The sequence below is a fragment of the Paenibacillus cellulositrophicus genome (genome assembly GCF_009363095.1).
GTDB classification, from domain to species: Bacteria; Bacillota; Bacilli; order Paenibacillales; family Paenibacillaceae; genus Paenibacillus_AQ; species Paenibacillus_AQ favisporus.
The window spans coordinates 1-15,750 of the sequence record NZ_CP045295.1 but is presented as its reverse complement, the minus strand read 5'-3'; the positions used below and the strand labels follow the sequence as shown (position 1 = coordinate 15,750).

At 51.5% G+C, this 15,750-nt stretch carries 12 protein-coding genes; 2 read left to right on the top strand and 10 right to left on the bottom strand.

The window, feature by feature from the left end; genetic code table 11:
* Window positions 1–54: 54 nt before the first annotated feature.
* Complete coding sequence (fabD, locus tag GCU45_RS00060; RefSeq protein WP_152397562.1) at window positions 55–2,454, bottom strand: ACP S-malonyltransferase; 2,400 nt, start codon at window positions 2,452–2,454, stop codon at window positions 55–57.
* A gap of 18 nt (window positions 2,455–2,472) precedes the next feature.
* The gene (locus GCU45_RS00055; protein ID WP_152397561.1) at window positions 2,473–3,234 is read right to left on the bottom strand and encodes a 4'-phosphopantetheinyl transferase family protein; all 762 of its coding nucleotides are present in this window, start codon (window positions 3,232–3,234) and stop codon (window positions 2,473–2,475) included.
* Window positions 3,235–3,582: 348 nt separating this feature from the next.
* Here GCU45_RS00055 and loaP point away from each other — a divergent pair, with 348 nt between their 5' ends.
* Entirely contained in the window at window positions 3,583–4,188 is a 606-nt protein-coding gene (gene loaP / locus GCU45_RS00050) for an antiterminator LoaP (RefSeq protein WP_152397560.1), read from the top strand.
* Between the two features lie 107 nt (window positions 4,189–4,295).
* Here loaP and GCU45_RS00045 read toward each other — a convergent pair whose 3' ends face one another.
* The gene (locus tag GCU45_RS00045) at window positions 4,296–5,426 is read right to left on the bottom strand and encodes a Gfo/Idh/MocA family protein (protein ID WP_244364341.1); all 1,131 of its coding nucleotides are present in this window, start codon (window positions 5,424–5,426) and stop codon (window positions 4,296–4,298) included.
* Between the two features lie 161 nt (window positions 5,427–5,587).
* Between GCU45_RS00045 and GCU45_RS00040 the strand changes: the two genes are divergently transcribed.
* Window positions 5,588–5,995 (top strand): winged helix-turn-helix transcriptional regulator, encoded by a 408-nt coding sequence (locus tag GCU45_RS00040; protein WP_152402652.1) that lies wholly within the window; start codon window positions 5,588–5,590, stop codon window positions 5,993–5,995.
* A gap of 32 nt (window positions 5,996–6,027) precedes the next feature.
* Here GCU45_RS00040 and GCU45_RS00035 read toward each other — a convergent pair whose 3' ends face one another.
* The 7 genes from GCU45_RS00035 to GCU45_RS00005 all read right to left on the bottom strand — a co-directional run bounded on the left by GCU45_RS00035 (window position 6,028) and on the right by GCU45_RS00005 (window position 15,488).
* Window positions 6,028–7,647, bottom strand: a complete 1,620-nt coding sequence (locus tag GCU45_RS00035) for a catalase (protein ID WP_425281310.1) — start codon at window positions 7,645–7,647, stop codon at window positions 6,028–6,030.
* 211 nt (window positions 7,648–7,858) lie between these two features.
* Window positions 7,859–9,577: an ABC transporter substrate-binding protein gene (locus GCU45_RS00030; RefSeq protein WP_152397558.1), complete on the bottom strand. Its 1,719-nt coding sequence runs from the start codon at window positions 9,575–9,577 to the stop codon at window positions 7,859–7,861.
* Window positions 9,578–9,693: 116 nt separating this feature from the next.
* Window positions 9,694–10,599, bottom strand: coding sequence for a carbohydrate ABC transporter permease (locus GCU45_RS00025; protein WP_152397557.1), 906 nt, complete (start codon window positions 10,597–10,599; stop codon window positions 9,694–9,696).
* A 68-nt stretch (window positions 10,600–10,667) separates the two neighbouring features.
* Window positions 10,668–11,654, bottom strand: coding sequence for an ABC transporter permease (locus tag GCU45_RS00020; protein ID WP_152397556.1), 987 nt, complete (start codon window positions 11,652–11,654; stop codon window positions 10,668–10,670).
* Between the two features lie 206 nt (window positions 11,655–11,860).
* A complete protein-coding gene (locus GCU45_RS00015) occupies window positions 11,861–14,089 on the bottom strand; it encodes a helix-turn-helix domain-containing protein (protein WP_244364339.1) in 2,229 nt (742 codons plus the stop codon).
* Between the two features lie 188 nt (window positions 14,090–14,277).
* On the bottom strand, window positions 14,278–14,934 hold the full coding sequence (locus GCU45_RS00010; RefSeq protein ID WP_152397555.1) for a carboxylesterase family protein: 657 nt from the start codon (window positions 14,932–14,934) through the stop codon (window positions 14,278–14,280).
* Window positions 14,931–15,488 (bottom strand): GNAT family N-acetyltransferase, encoded by a 558-nt coding sequence (locus GCU45_RS00005; RefSeq protein WP_152397554.1) that lies wholly within the window; start codon window positions 15,486–15,488, stop codon window positions 14,931–14,933. Before GCU45_RS00005 ends, GCU45_RS00010 begins: the two co-directional genes overlap by 4 nt.
* Window positions 15,489–15,750 lie beyond the last annotated feature (262 nt).

Below are 15,750 nucleotides of genomic sequence, written 5' to 3'. Positions count from 1 at the left end.
GCCTTACGATGATTTCAGGCTTTATCCCGTGGTAGCCTCCCACACCCTCTTTCGCTAACGTGCTGCGCCTGCGGGTACATGGTCCAATCCTGAGGGTTGAACTTCGTTTGCAGCAGGAGTCCGGGCAAACAGCGCAAGTCTCCGGTTCAGCAGCTCTGCCGTCTCCAGCATCAGCTTCTCCGCGATTTGGTCCACATGCCTGTTCTGCCAGCGCTCCAGCGGTGTCCCCTTGACCCATTGGTTGAAAGCGCCGAGCGCCGGGCCGCAGTGGATCTGGTAGTCCACCCGATTCTCCTCGTCTCCTTGGATCGCCAGGCGGGTGGTGTAGGAGAAATACCAGCGGAAAATAAGCGCCATCTTGAATTTTGGATTTTGCTCGGCCTTCTCCACCACCTGCGGATAGGACGCGCACAGCTTTTCATAAATACTCGCAAAGGATTGCTTAAAATATTTATCCTGAATTTGAGCCTTGGTTTTGCTGTCGATTTCATCGATCGAATTGTATTGCCGGTACAGGTCATACAGTTTATTGGCGCGTGCGGGAAAAAAGAGCCCTTTCTTCAGCACCTGTACCCTGGCCCCCATTTCAAACATGTCCCCGGCGGGTGCATATTCCGTATCCTGGACATTGGCCTGCTGCAGCAGGTCTTTGACGGCGTCGCTCGTACCGGCTTCAACGGTGCATTGATTGATCGAACCCGTTACAATAAAGTCCGCGCCCAGCATAAAAGCCGCTGCCGCCGCCTCGGGCGTTCCGATCCCTCCGGCCGCTCCGATTCGCACCTGCTTCCGGTAACCAAACTTGTCCATCATTTCGTCCCGCAGCTTGATCATAGCCGGCATTAGTGCGTACGCGACCGCCCCGTCGGTATGCCCGCCGGAATCCGCTTCGGCGCAAATATCGTCCGCCACTGGAATTTTTCGGAGCATCTCCGCCTCCTGCGGAGAAATTTTTCGCTCTTCCAACAGCTTGCCGACAATCCGCTCCGGTGCCGGACTCAAAAACAGCTCGGCCACCTCCGGCCGCGACACTTTAGCGATCATTCTATGGGAAGCCGTCACTTGTCCTTCAGCATCCCTTCTAAGTCCCTTCGCCCGGTATTTCACGAGTGCCGGTGTAATGCTCATGAACGCAGCGGCTTCAACGACGGTAATGCCGTGCTTCAGGAACAAATCGACAGTCTGCTCTTCAACCCAAGGCTCCGAAGGATTGTGGACAAGGTTAAGTCCGTACGCGGCTTGGTCCGGATCCAGACGTTCCTTGATATAAAGGATGGCTTCCTCGATTTGGGGCATTTTCAACCCGCCTGCTCCGAAAAAACCCATCATGCCTGCTTTACCCATGCGGACGACCATCTCTTTGGAAGCGATTCCGCGGTACATGGCGCCTGTACAATATGCGTATTTCAACCCGTAATCCTTTTTGAACTGACTGCTCCCCAAGGAGGCGGCCGATATGCAGGCCAAACGTTCGGTCACTTGTTCCATGGTATGATCCTGGGGCGACTCCATGGCGGGCACGGTGGAAAAAAAATCAATAGAGCTTTTGTCATCCAAGGCTTCCTTGCCACTCTGAGGTTCATTGTCATCCACGATGAGCGGCTCAGCTTCCGTCCGGATCCGAGTGATCAGATCGGTCAAAACCCGGCCAGGTCCCATTTCCTCAAATTGTTCAACCCCTCGTCCCCACAAATACCTGATGCTCTCGGTCCACTTCACGGAATGAGTGATTTGCTTGACGAGATTGGTGCGGATATCCGCGTCCCTGTAAGGTCTGGCGTATACGTTGGAAATGACCGGTATGGTCAGGCGGCCAAATGAATAGCCGCTCAAAAAAGCCTCGAATTCCTCCGAGGACTCCTGCATATATCGCGAATGGAATGCGCCGCTCGTCCGCAGCGGGACGAACATCATGACATCCTTCATGCCCTCAAACATTGGCCTGGCATGCTCTACGTCTGCTTTTGAGCCGGAAATGACCATTTGCTTCGGGCTGTTGAGGTTCGCAACATCAATTCTCTCCAGCTGATTCGCCAACAGTGCTTCGTGGATTTGCTCCTCGCTCAATCCGATAACGGCAGCCATTCCCCCGCCTGCGGCACGGCTCATCAATGCACCTCGCATTTGCACCAGCCGGAGTCCGGCGCCAAATTCAAAGGCACCTGCGGCCAGGAGCGCATTGTATTCCCCTAAACTGTGTCCGGCGACATAATCGGGCTTTATGCCGGTATCTTTTATTTTTTTGTAATAATGCAGGGCGTTAACCGTGTACAGTGCGGGCTGGGTATACTCGGTTTGGTTCAGCTTGGAATCGGGGTCGTCCAGGCATAATTCCCGAATGGAATACCCTAGCACCTGATCGGCTTCGGCAACGATTTCCGGGAATTCGTCAAAAAGGGCGCCCCCCATTCCTTTCTTCTGGGCTCCTTGTCCCGGAAACACATAAGCTAACATAAGCTCTCCACATCCTCTCTACGAATATTGATATGCCTGCTCCACTGCATGCCGCAGTACACCTAAGTCGGGCGGCCGCCTTTTGGGATAAACGATCGAACAAACATCGCTTCCCATAAACGTTGAAACCGCTTCATACTGCATGAAATTGGCGAAATGGGAGATGACATAACCGTCACAAGCTTCCAGCCGATTGAGCTCAAGCAGCTTGGTTGGAATCGTCAGCCCCGTTCTCAGCACCTTAGACAATGCTTCCTTAACGGACCACGAGAGCGTCAGCATACGTTCCAGGGAATGCGGAATGGACTGCATCAGCTCCAACTCCCTGGGAGAAGCCTGGTTCATCAGAACCTCCATGGCCGAGACGGATACCCTTTCGATGTCGATCCCCATCGGCATAGCCTCATGAAACGCAATGGCTCCGGCGGCATTGCCGGCATGCGTGATGCTGACCTGAACGTTCGCCCATCCGATCACCACCGGTTGATTGAAGCATCCCCGCTCGATCCGGATTGAGCGCAAATCGCATTCACCCGTAAGCAGCGAGACGGCTTTCTTCGCGGCGTATCGTCCAGCCAAATAGCTGTGAATCCTTCGTTCGAACTTCAGCGTGCCGAAAAATTCCCATTCACCCGGATGAAGAAAAGCTGCAGCATGCTCGCGGTACAAGCACTCCCGCATTTGCACCATATACAGGGCGGCTTGTTCAGGACCATCCCTGTTGTTGAATAGGTGTTTCAACCGCACCTCCCGGCTTTGGTCCATCTCTGCATTCTCCATGAACGTTCCTCCTGTCTTTCTCTCCCTGGTCTTCTGCCGGAAAACGCAAAAATGCCTGCGGGAACCCTATATAACTAAGGGAATCCGCAAGCATCCAACACTTTAACGTAGTGATGTGTATATGGCCCTTATGCCTTCTTAACGCGCCGCAACGTCGATTAAGTGGAACATAAGTTTATGTAAACAAGTCATTAATTACCAATTATAATAGTATATTTTGGAGTTTATGTAAACTATTATTTTTTTTGCTATGATGATATATTTAATGGCTTTTTATTCATATTTCGACAATTAATTTAATCCATCTTTGCTATGATTTTCATGATCATATAAAGGAGGATTTTCAACATGTCATGGTATGCGCTGTTTGTCAAAACAGGATATGAATCCAACATCAAAAAGTGGCTGGATCGCAAGTTCGACCAAGACCTGCTGTACAGCCTCAATCCCAAAAGAAAGGTCCCGGAAAAAAGACGCAGCGAAATCGTTCACACGGTTAAAACGCTGTTTCCGGGTTATGTGTTCATTCAGGCTGACATGAATTACTCCATTTATTATCAATTGAAAGAAAATCCCTACATATATCAGACGCTGAATTACAGAAATGAAAAAGACAAATGCATCAGGCTTTATTCGCATGGCTTGGATCACGATCAAGTACCACATTATCTTGTCGACGAGTCCCAATTTTTCAAAGAAATCCCCTGCGATGAAATGTTGGTGGTACTGAACCTAATCAACGAAAGTGAAGTGATCGAGTATTCCAAGGTTTATTTCCAGGAATCCCACATCGTCGTGCAAGCGGGTCCATTAAAAGGAATGGAGAAGCTGATTAAAAAAATTGACAAGCATAAAAAAAGAGCTAAGGTGCTGTTGACCCTAATGGGCGCGGAGCAACTGATCGATTTCGGGATCGAGATCGTCCAAAGCCCGTTGGAAAGCACTTTGGCCTGATACTCATACACACAAAGTCTCCCATGCGAATATAAATCGGCCGTCTGAGAGAAATAGGCGACGGTTTACCGACTTTTCTCGTTGTTCCGCTTCCACTGACCGAAACCTTAAACGGTTTCGGTCTTCTTTAATGTCAATGCGGCTCCTGTCTCCCCCGCCTTTCGCACTTGATCCAGCAGTTCGTGAACCGCAAGTGCGGTTTGAAAATCCGGCGCCTCGTGTGTGTCTTTCGCCAGATCCCGGTGGATCTGCTGGTAAATGCCCGCCACATTGTAAGCGGGTGTTCCCATCAGCTCGGCCGGAGGCAGGTGGATATGCCCGGGCAGCGTCAGTTCCTTCAGTTCTCCCCTCCCCTGCGTGCCAAGCACGACCAGGTCATCGATCTGGAACATGAAGTTTTGACGTGAGCGGATGTGTACATCCCCTTTCGTGCCGTTGATCTCGATCGCGAAGCTTCCCACGTGCGCGTTGCGGATTTGGGAGCTGAAAACGGCCTGGCCCGGCAGAATCCCGCTAACCACGACATGATCCGGTGCCGATGCACGGATGATTTCACCCGTCTCTTCCACAGGAACCTGCCGCGCTTGCGTCTTCAATATGGCCGATATTTCGGAAAATGGACCAAAGAGATACATGATCCCATCCAGAAGATGGCCGCCGGCGATCGTCAGCTGATTGGCTCCGTTCGCATCGTCCAGCAAATAAACGTGGCTCTGGTCGATCTGCTTGGAACGGATCGGATACGTCGGTATGGCGTAATTAACGTGAACGGCAAGCACATCCCCAACGTAACCCTCTGCCAGAAGTTCCCGGACGTAGCGGATGACGGGATTGGCGCGCGACTGCAGTCCGGCGAAATGGCGAACTCCTTGGTCGCGGGCCGCCTGCAGCAATGCTGCCGATTCCGCGGTCGTCCGTCCGAGCGGGAACTCGCTGTACACATGCTTGCCGGCCTCAAGAGCTGCACGAATCAGCCGGTCATGCTCCGGAACCCGGACGGATACGGTCACCAAATCGACCTCTGGATGCAGGGCCAGCTCAAGCGGATCGGAAAAGGCATGCTCAACGCCAAAGTGATCGGCGCTCGCTTCTGCGCTTTCCTGCCGCGACGTACCGACGGCGGTCACCATAAACTCGGGCAGCGCCTTCAGAGCCGGAATGTGTGCCCGAGCTCCCCACGCACCGCTCAAACCGGCACCGATGATTCCGACACGAAGAGGTTGATGATTTATATTCATAAGTAAGCCTCCTAATAAATGGATAAGGGATCCACCCGCCTCCTGGCAAATTGTGGAGGGGTTTTCGGGTTGGTAGACATAGATTAATACAGTGAGTACAATGTGAAAAGAAGGCACTTTTCGGTTCGTTACGAACCCGCAGGTGCGTTAGGAGGTGGATGATGGAAAACATAAGAGCAGCGGAACCCGCATTTTCGGTAACGTCCTGCACGGCTCGGCGTGTACTGGAAATCGTTTCGAATAAATGGGCGGTCCTCATCATTTTCGTATTGGAAAAAGGCACCAAACGGTACGGTCAGCTTCAGCGAAGCATCGCCGACATTTCCCAAAAAATGCTGACCCAGACGCTCCGCCAACTGGAGCGGGACGGACTAATTGAGCGCAGCGTCCTTCCGGAGGTTCCGCCTGTGGTGGAATATACCTTGACTCCGTTGGGAGAAAGCTTGATCCCCTATATGCGCCAGCTAAATCATTGGCTGAACGAGCATTATCCTCAGATCGAACAAGCTCGGAAAGATTACGATGCGAGAGAAAAGTTTAAGGCAGACAAAAGCACGCAGACCGTTTAGGTATGCGTGCTTTTTTAGGTGCATGGATGGTGTCAATATGAGTCGGTGCTGTGGCCCTTCCGTTCGGCATCCTCCACCGCTTCATGAGTGTGAGTGGCGCCCAGCGGGCCATGATGGCTGCTTGAGCCATGCTGCTTGATCCCCTCGGCGACACGCCGGCCGTATTCCTCATCGCACTGGGTCAGATGGTGGATCATCTTCTCCTGTATGACCGGGCTGCAGGAAGACAGCGCATTAACCAGATTGCTGATCAGCTCGTTCTTTTCAAAATCGTCAAACGCACGGTACGTCTCACCGGCCTGCTTGTAATCGTTGGTTCGTTCAATGCTGGCCCGCATCAGTTTGCCTTCCACATGCGGCATGTAGTCGGTTTCCTTCCGGGGAGCTTCCTTCAAACCGTTCAGCGAGGACGGTTCGTAATTGATGTGAGGATTCTGTCCAGGCGCCATATCTACATCATACGTCATCTGGCCGTCACGCTGATTGGTGGCCACCCGCTTCTTCGGCGCGTTGATCGGCAGCTGGAGGTAATTCGGTCCAACGCGGTAGCGCTGGGTATCCGAATACGAAAGTGTACGTCCCTGAAGCATTTTATCATCGGAAAAATCCATCCCGTCGACGAGCACGCCGGTTCCGAACGCCGCCTGCTCCACCTCGGCAAAATAGTTCTCCGGATTTTTGTTCAGCACCATCCGGCCGACCGGACGCCAAGGAATTTGCTCCTTCGGCCACAGCTTGGTATCGTCCAGCGGGTCGAAGTCCAGCTCGGGATGGTCGTCGTCGCTCAAAATTTGCACGAACAGCTCCCACTCCGGATAATCGCCGCGCTCGATCGCTTCGTACAAGTCCTGGGTCGCATGGTTGAAGTTTTTACCCTGTATCGCTTCCGCCTCGGCTTGGGTCAAATTTTTGATGCCCTGCTTCGGTTCCCAGTGGTACTTGATCAATACCGCTTCTCCCTCGGCATTTACCCATTTGTAGGTATTGACTCCGGACCCCTGCATCTGCCGGTAGTTGGCCGGGATGCCCCATGGAGATTGAACAAACGTTACCATATGCATCGTTTCCGGCGAGTTGCAGCAAAAATCGAAGAACCGCTCGTTGTCCTGGATGTTCGTGACCGGATCCGGCTTAAAAGCGTGGATCATATCGGGAAACTTGATGGCGTCGCGGATAAAGAAAATTTTCAGGTTGTTCCCGACCAGGTCCCAGTTTCCGTCTTCGGTGTAAAATTTCACGGCAAAGCCGCGCGGGTCACGCAGCGTTTCCGGAGAATGGCCGCCGTGAATAACCGAGGAGAAACGGACGAAAACGGGCGTTCGTTTGCCCGCTTCCTGAAACAATTTCGCCCGCGTATACTTGGATACCGGCTCATCTCCAACCTTGCCGTAGGCCTCGAAGTAACCGTGCGCTCCGGCTCCTCTTGCATGCACGACGCGCTCTGGGATGCGCTCGCGGTCAAAATGCGTAATTTTCTCGATAAATTGATAATTTTCCAGCGTTGCCGGTCCGCGGCTTCCCACCGTCCGCAAGTTCTGGTTGTTCTTCACCGGATGGCCCTGGCGCGTGGTCAGAGACATTTCGTCTTCGCCCGGAGCCATGCGGGGGTCAAGGGCATCGCCGGAACCGGTCACTGAAGTGCCATGCTCCATAGGCTTTTGTTGTTGGTCCATGCTGCTGTTCTCCTTTTCGTCTTTATGTACAAAGGCTAGTTAATTTTAGATGGCAAAGATATGAAGTAGCGTTTCCAGCCGATTCCGTTTTTATGCTTTACAGCGTGGCGAAGAGCCGGGCATGACTGCATGTAAAAAAGGGCCCCCACTCGGTATAACCGAGAATGGAAGCCCCATGTTACTTCAGCATTTATTTTTTTGCATCCAAGGCTTTCTGATAAATGTCAAGGTATTGGGTTAATTGGAGTCCATCTAATCCCTTGACGTAGGCGTCCCATTCCTTGTTGATGTCTTTGGATCCGGTAATGAATTGAGCCATGTTGGACTTGACGTAATCGATCAGCGTCGTTTTGATTTGCGCCGCGATCTCCGCGTCTTCCAGCGCGATAAATACGCCATTTGGGTACTGCTCCTTGGAATGGTATGGCTCATATTCCTTGGATACCTGATTCAGCCGCGTTCCGTAACCGTCCGGTGCCAGCGGATCCTGCGGCGCGGTCCAGGAAGCCCGGTACGCATAAGTTCTTAATGAAGGCCCGATCTGTTCCCATCCGTCATTATGCGTTGGCTTTTTGTCCGTTTTCGGAATCGACGTATACTTGGCCTGCTGCCCGTTAATGTCCAGCTCCCCATCTTTTGCCTTCCGCCAGCCTTTGTCTTCCGGTCCGTTCTCCTCCAGCACGATTGCTTCTTCGGTGTACAGGTAGTCTGCAAGGCGGATCGCGGCAATCTGCTGATCCTTGGTCGCTTTATTCGTAATGGCAAACTGTGAATTGCCAATACCGGCAAAATTCAAGGTTTGCTGAACGCCGCCGGGCCCTTTCAGAGGAGGTACCACGACGTATTCTTTATGCCGCGGCGCTTTGTCATCCATGCTGTAGGCGTAACTGATCAGCGCGGTGGATAATGCCCCCATGACGTTGTCCGGTTCCCGGTTCGCCATTTGCTGAACGGCGTCGGCATTCTGCGTAAAGGCGGCCGGATCAATCAGCCCCTCTTTGTACAGTTTGTTTAAGTAGATCAGGCCCTGTTTCCACTCATCTTTATTGGCCGTAAAATCCACTTTCCCGTCAATGACTCGTAGGAAGGTGCCTGCGTTCTTCTCGGTATAATCATCCAGAATGAAGGAGTTCATCAGGAAGGCCGACACGTTGCCCGCCCACATCTCATCCGAGCCCGAAAGCGGGATTTCATCGGCTTTGCCGTTTCCATTCGGGTCCTTTTCCTTAAAAGCCTTCAAAACAGTATAAAACTCTTCCGTGGTGGTCGGGACGGATAGTTCCAGCTGATCCAGCCATTTCTTGTTGATCCACATTTTCAGCGCGTTATCACAATGGTAACATTCGTTCACTTGAGGCAGGGCATAGATATTTCCGTCGGGGGCTGTGATCGAATCCTTCATGTAAGGGATATCCTGCATCGCCTTCTTTATATTTGGCGCGTATTGTTCGATCAGGTCGTTCAGCGGAATAAACACGCCCTGCTTGCCGTACTTCATCTGTTCTTCCTTGGATAGGTCTCCTTGCAGGATGACCTCAGGGTAATCTCCACTGGCCAGCATCAGTTGTTTGCGGTCCTTCAAGGCGTTGTTCGGAACCAAGTCCCAATCGATCTTGATGTTCGTTTTCTCCTCTAAGTACTGGGTAAAGGCGTTGGTTTTCATATTTTCGATGGTCGGGAACTGCGGAGCGAACATTCGGATTGTCATTGGCTGCTTCGCAATCGGATAGGTGCCGACCTCTGTAAATAATCCGCTTTGTTCCGAAGACGATTGCCCGCCAGGCTCAGCCGCGGCGTCGGGCTTGGCCGTATCAGAGGATCCTCCCCCTCCGCAGGCACTTAGGAGCATCGTCAGGGCTAATAAACTGATTAACGCAGCGTTTAAAGACTTCGTCCATTTTCTGCGCATCGAAACAACTCCCCCATTCTTTTTCATGGTATTCTGGGTCACAACCTGTAAATCCTCCATGCACCGGTTCTTCCTTAATAGCGGACCGCACCACCTCCTTCAAGCCGGATTCCTGTTTATCCTTTCAGTGAACCGATCATAACTCCCTTGACAAAGTGCTTTTGGACGAATGGGTAAATGATCAGCACCGGAGCGCTTGCCACCACGATCAGCGAATATTTCAACAGATCCTTCAGGCCTTGCTGCGCCTGTACCTGGTCTACATTAGCCATCATCGAGGGATCCACTGTGTTCAGAATCAAGACGTTGCGCAGAATGATTTGCAGCGGAAACAAGTCCGGAGACCTGAGAAAGATCAAGGCGTCAAAATACGCATTCCAATGGCCGACAGCATACATAAGTGTCATGACGGCGATGATCGGTTTGGACAGGGGCAGCACGATGCTGAGTATAAACCGGATATCGCTGCAGCCGTCCAGCTCCGCCGCTTCGGACAGCTCATCCGGGATGGTCGTCTGGAAGAAGGTGCGGGCAACGATGACCTGAATCACTCCCATCGCTCCCGGCAGAATCATCGCCCAGCGGGTATCGAGCAAATGCAGATTCTTCACGACGAGATAGTAAGGAATCAAGCCCCCGTCGAACATCATCGTAATGACCAGTACAACCATAAAGAAATGGCGGCCGTATAACGTCCGCTTGGAAAGCGGATATCCGAACATAATCGTTAAGGTTACGTTAATCGCCGTCCCGACCACCGTATAGATCAAGGAATTTATGTACCCGACGCCGATCTGCGGGTTCTGGAACACCGCCTTGTATCCATCCAGCGTAAAATCGACCGGGAACAGCCACACCTTGCCGGATACGACGGCCTGCGGCGAGCTTACGGACGAACTGAGGATGTAGATCAGCGGCACAGCCACAATGATCAGAATCAAGCTCAAGAAAACATACACCATCGCGACAAATATGCGGTCCCCCCGGGACTCCCGAATGGTTGTTGATGCTGTTTTGGACATTTTGTTCCCCCTCCTTGGCACATTTTTACTGAATCATGTTCCAGCTTCGACACCGATTTCACTTCGCCTTACCACAGGCTGCTGCTAGACAGCTTGCGGGCGATGTAATTCACGGCGATCAGCAGGATCAGATTCACTACCGAGTTGAAGAAGCCGATGGCCGCCGAGAAGCTGAAACTGGAACCAAGCAGGCCTACTTTGTAAACATAAGTTGAAATTACTTCAGAAGTGGCGAGATTGAGCGGGTTCTGCATCAAATAGATTTTTTCGAAGCCGAGTTTCATAATGTTGCCGAGATTCAGAATCAGCATGATCACCGACACGGGAATCAGACTGGGTATATCGATGCTGATGATCTTCTGGATTCGGGAAGCACCGTCGACTCTGGCCGACTCATACAGCTCGGGATTCACGCCGGCGAGCGCAGCGATATAGATGATCGCCCCGTATCCGGTGTACTGCCATACATCGGACCAGACATAAATGGATTTGAACAGCCCCGGCATGCCCATAAAATTCGTTTGGGTCACTCCCATCATCTCGAACAGCTTGCTGACCATGCCCACATGGGGTGTCAAATTGACGATTATGATCGATACCATGATGACCGTGGATATAAAATAGGGGGCGTAGGATATCATCTGCACGCTTTTCTTGAACAAGCCGCTGCGGATTTCGTTCAAGGCGAGCGCTAGAATAATCGGTGCCGGAAAGCCGACGGCCAAACCATAGAAGCTGATTCCGAGCGTGTTTTTGATGTAGAGCCAGAAGTTGGGGGATTGGAAAAACTGTTCAAAGTATTTAAACCCAACCCAGGGGCTGCCCCAAATTCCTTTAATGACGCTGTAATCCTTGAATGCGATCACGATCCCGGCCATGGGTACATATTTGAACACAATTAAGTAAAGCAAGGGGAGCAGAAGAACCAAGTACAGCTGCCAATGGCGCCTGATTCGAACCCATGTCGTTTGCGGGCGGGGACGGATGGCTGCGGAGGCCTGAACAGGATGAGGCAGTCCGGGACCGGTTTGCAGCTTGTTGTGCGGACTTCGCATCAGCATGAACTCCTTCCAAGGTATGATTTGAAAATCGCTGCACCCGTTACCAGATGCGGCGGAATGTAAAGCGATTGTAAACGCCTGAAGCGCCGGTCAACAAGAAACAAGAATATACGGATTAACCATTTTCGCCTTTCCCTGCCAAAACAAAAAAAGCCGCGATTCTATCGCGGCCTTAACCGTTTTCCACCACCAAACCGTTTTCACCCATTCGCTTTGCGAAGCTGATCGCTGCGGTATTCGCCCGGTGCCGCCCCCATAATCCGTTTAAAAACACGGGTAAACGAGATGGCATGGGTATAGCCGACCCTCTCCGCGATCTCTTGTACCGAGGCATTTGTCTCCAGCAGCAGCCTTACCGCTTCCCGCATCCGAACCTGGATGAGGAAATCGACAAACCTCTGTCCGGTATGCTCCTTGAACAACTTGCTGATATATTTAGGATTCAACTGAAACCGGTCACCGAGCATCTCCAGTGACAGGTCCGGGTTGGCATAGTCTTGTTCGATCAGCTTGCAGATGTCCCGGATCATCGTAGTATACTGCCTGCCTTCCTGCTGCCGGCGCACAGATTCGAACAGACCGGACAACTCCTGCCTGATTGCAAACCGCAGCTGCTCCAGTGAACTGCCGTGGTCTAACATTTCCGTCAGCAAGGGAAGTCCTTCCTGGACCCATCGCCGGTAAGCATCTTTATTCATGTCCGAAAGCTCCCGGCCGACGTTATACAGTAAATAATTCATCAGATTAAATATCTCTTCGTTAGTAAGCAGGCTGCCCTTCAACTGTTTAAACCACGTCTCATAAGATTCTTCCCACCCGATATTCAGCATTCGGAAGGATTGAATGATCGAGCGAATTTCTCCCAGGTTCGCGTATACTTCGGCATTGCTTGTGCCGGCGATATCCTGGCTTCGGATCAGCCGGTTCTCCCCGAGGACGATTTTGTATTTGAGCGCTTCAACTGCACTTTTATACGACTTGGGCAGGTCATGGATCCGGTATATCGCCTCACCGCTTCCAATCGTAACGGTGAATTTCAAGTTTTGTTCGGTCCAGCTCAGCGTTTGCGCTGCAAAACGGGTAAGGACCTCCCCTTCTCTATCGTCTGTCTCTTCCCGCTCAAAGCAAATGACGGCTAGACTGGAAGGTGACGTCCATTCCGACCAGATCCGGATATTCAGTCTCATCGCAATCTCGCCCGCCACGGTTCGCAGGGTGAATTTCAGCAGATTCTGGTCACCTGTCGTATACTTCCGGCAGAAATCCCCGTATTTGTCCATTTCAATGATAAGCAGCCTAAAACGGTCCAGCGGCTCAGGCAAATTCAGCCTGGCGGCTTCCTCGCGCCACTCTTCAATACTCATCTCGGTCTGTCCCTCGATCAGCTGATGGAACAAATACCTTGTCCGCAGATGAAGATCTTCCCGGTATTTCTCCTGGTATGTCGTGGACTGCTCCAGAATATGATCAAAGGCCGACTCAATAAATGCAAACTCATCGGGCCTGCCCGCGCCGCTCACTGGCAGGGAATAGCCGCTGAAACGTTCCGCAATCCGCTCGATTGGCTTGGCATTACGCCGCGTCACATAGATCATCCAGATGAATCCGGCTGCGATCATGATAAGACCTACCGCGAACCACAGGTTATACATCGCCGATATGGCATTGACATATCCGCCATTGACAAGCCCGCTTCCATATTTCCAGCCGGTGTAGCCGGAGGTATATTCCGAGAAAAGCTCGGATTCTTCTACTGCCGCCTCACTCCCAAACAATAGACGGCCGGAAGCATCCTTTACCTGAATAAAGCTGACCTTGGATTCGTACATATCTTCCGTTAACTTGTTTAGCGAATCCGCTGAGACGTTGACCACGATCATACCAAGATCATTTTTCATATATGGCGATCCTCGCACCAGGCTGACCACCTGTTTGCCGCCGATCATTTTGAATTGTTCAAAGCTGCGGCCGCCGGTCCACTTCGGGATTTTCGATACCTGATATTCCTCAATAAACGTGCGGTCAGGATATGAGCCAATATAAGCGTTGGTTGCGTCACTGAGCACATAACCGTCCGTATTGCGCACAAGGTAAATGGAATCGATCAAAGGATAGTAATTAATCAATTCCTTGAGCTTCTGCACGGCCCTGATGTTGATGTATGGGTCACTGCCTCCGCTGGCCCGAAAAAAATTGTTCAACGGCTCACTGTTGATGCTCTCAAGGACGATCATATTATCGATCACTTTCAGTGACGTATCCACGATCCGCATCGCCTGAAGTGAAAGCGTCTTGTTGGCATTCAGCGCCTCACTTCGGCTTTGCACGCTGAACAGCTGAAAGAAAACAAAGAAAATAAAAGTGACGACAATGATAAATACCGGCATGTAGGATAACAGCAGCCGCTTAAACCAAGACTTGCGCATCATAACCCCGCCCCTTTTTGTTGTAGACAAGCTCTTCGGTATTAATGAATTATACAGCGGGGGCCGTTCTCCCTGTCGGTTCAGGGATTTGCTTTAGAATAATTTTCGGAACGCTGAAACTATGATGTTTGTACACTTAAAAAGGATGGGTATGCCCGACACTGCACCGGGCATATCCATCCTTTGCTATTTTAAGATAATGAGTGGCTGAGCAGCCAGGTATACAATTCCTTGTTGGCGTAAGTCTCGGTCCATGAGTCGTGATTCGCGTCCGGATACACCGTAAATTTCACGTTCCCTCCGATCCCTTCCAGCGCCTTCACGATTTGTTCGGATTCCGACAGCGGAACGACATCGTCCTTGGCCCCATGGAAGGCCCAAATCGGGATATCCTTGATCTGCTCGGCATATTTCGGTTCCATTCCTCCGCAAATCGGGACGACAGCCGCCCATTTATCTGGATACATCGCAGCCAGCTGCCATGCACCGTAACCGCCCATACTTAATCCCGTTAAATAAATGCGCTTTGGATCCACGCGATAGTGATCTTCCACTTCCTCCAGGAGAGCCATTAAAGCGTCTTCCTCCATCGCCCAGAACGAGTCTTCCGGGCATTGAGGTGAGATGGCAATGAACGGAAACTGCGGATCCTGATCCGCGTTCTTCGGAATGCCATGCACTTTGACCAGCTCCACATCGCTCCCGCGCTCTCCCGAACCGTGAAGGAAGAGGATCAGCGGCCATTTTTTCTCAGGATCACTTTCATAGGCTTCAGGCAGGTGCAGCAAATAGTCCAGTTTGACCCGCTTCGTTATTTCTTTGTCCAGCCTCTTGGCACTTTGGCTCATGTTCTTGTTCCCCGCTTTCGATTTATGTATTTTGGTTCCTCGGCTCCCTGTATACCCGAACGGTGAACCTGCGCTTTCATCGTGACCGAAGTTCCCGACATGCCGACTTCCGTGAACCCGAATCGTTCGTACAGCTTCATCGCACGGTTTCTAGGGTCCACGCTTAAGGATACGGACAGTATCCCTGCAGCGTGCAGCTCCTCGAACGCCCGCTGCATAAGCAGGGTTCCAATCCCCTTGCCGCGGTGTTCCGGCAGGATGGCCATGCCCAGCTCCGGCGTATTCTCGTCCACATATCCGTATCCGGGATGTTCCGGATCAAACAATCGGAGCGTGATCGATCCGAGCCGCTCTCCTTCGCTGGAGACGGCAATAAAGGCCATGTCGCCTTCCTTTCCCCAATCGTCCAGGTACTTCGATATTTCAGGGCGTGCAAGGATATCGCGGGATAATGGTGGCTCCCCTTCCGGCGTGTACATGGAAGCCAACAGCATTTCCCACAGAAACGGGAGATCCGCAGCCTCCGCCGGCCGAATGTTGATCGTCTCAGGCATATCTTCACCTCCATCGTTGTACGAGTTATATAAGCTGAAGCATCGAAATCGGTTATTGGTACACTCCGTATTCTTTAGTTCAACTTATATAACAATCGATTTAAGAGATCTGCATTCCAAGTTCAACATAACAGATCGCTGAATTGCTGGTCAATTGTGGAAATGTATCCGCTTTAAATTATGCTTGAAATCCTAAGTGGATGAACTATAATGAACATTATAGAACTGATATAAACCATTATGAACCTATGGAGGTACGAAC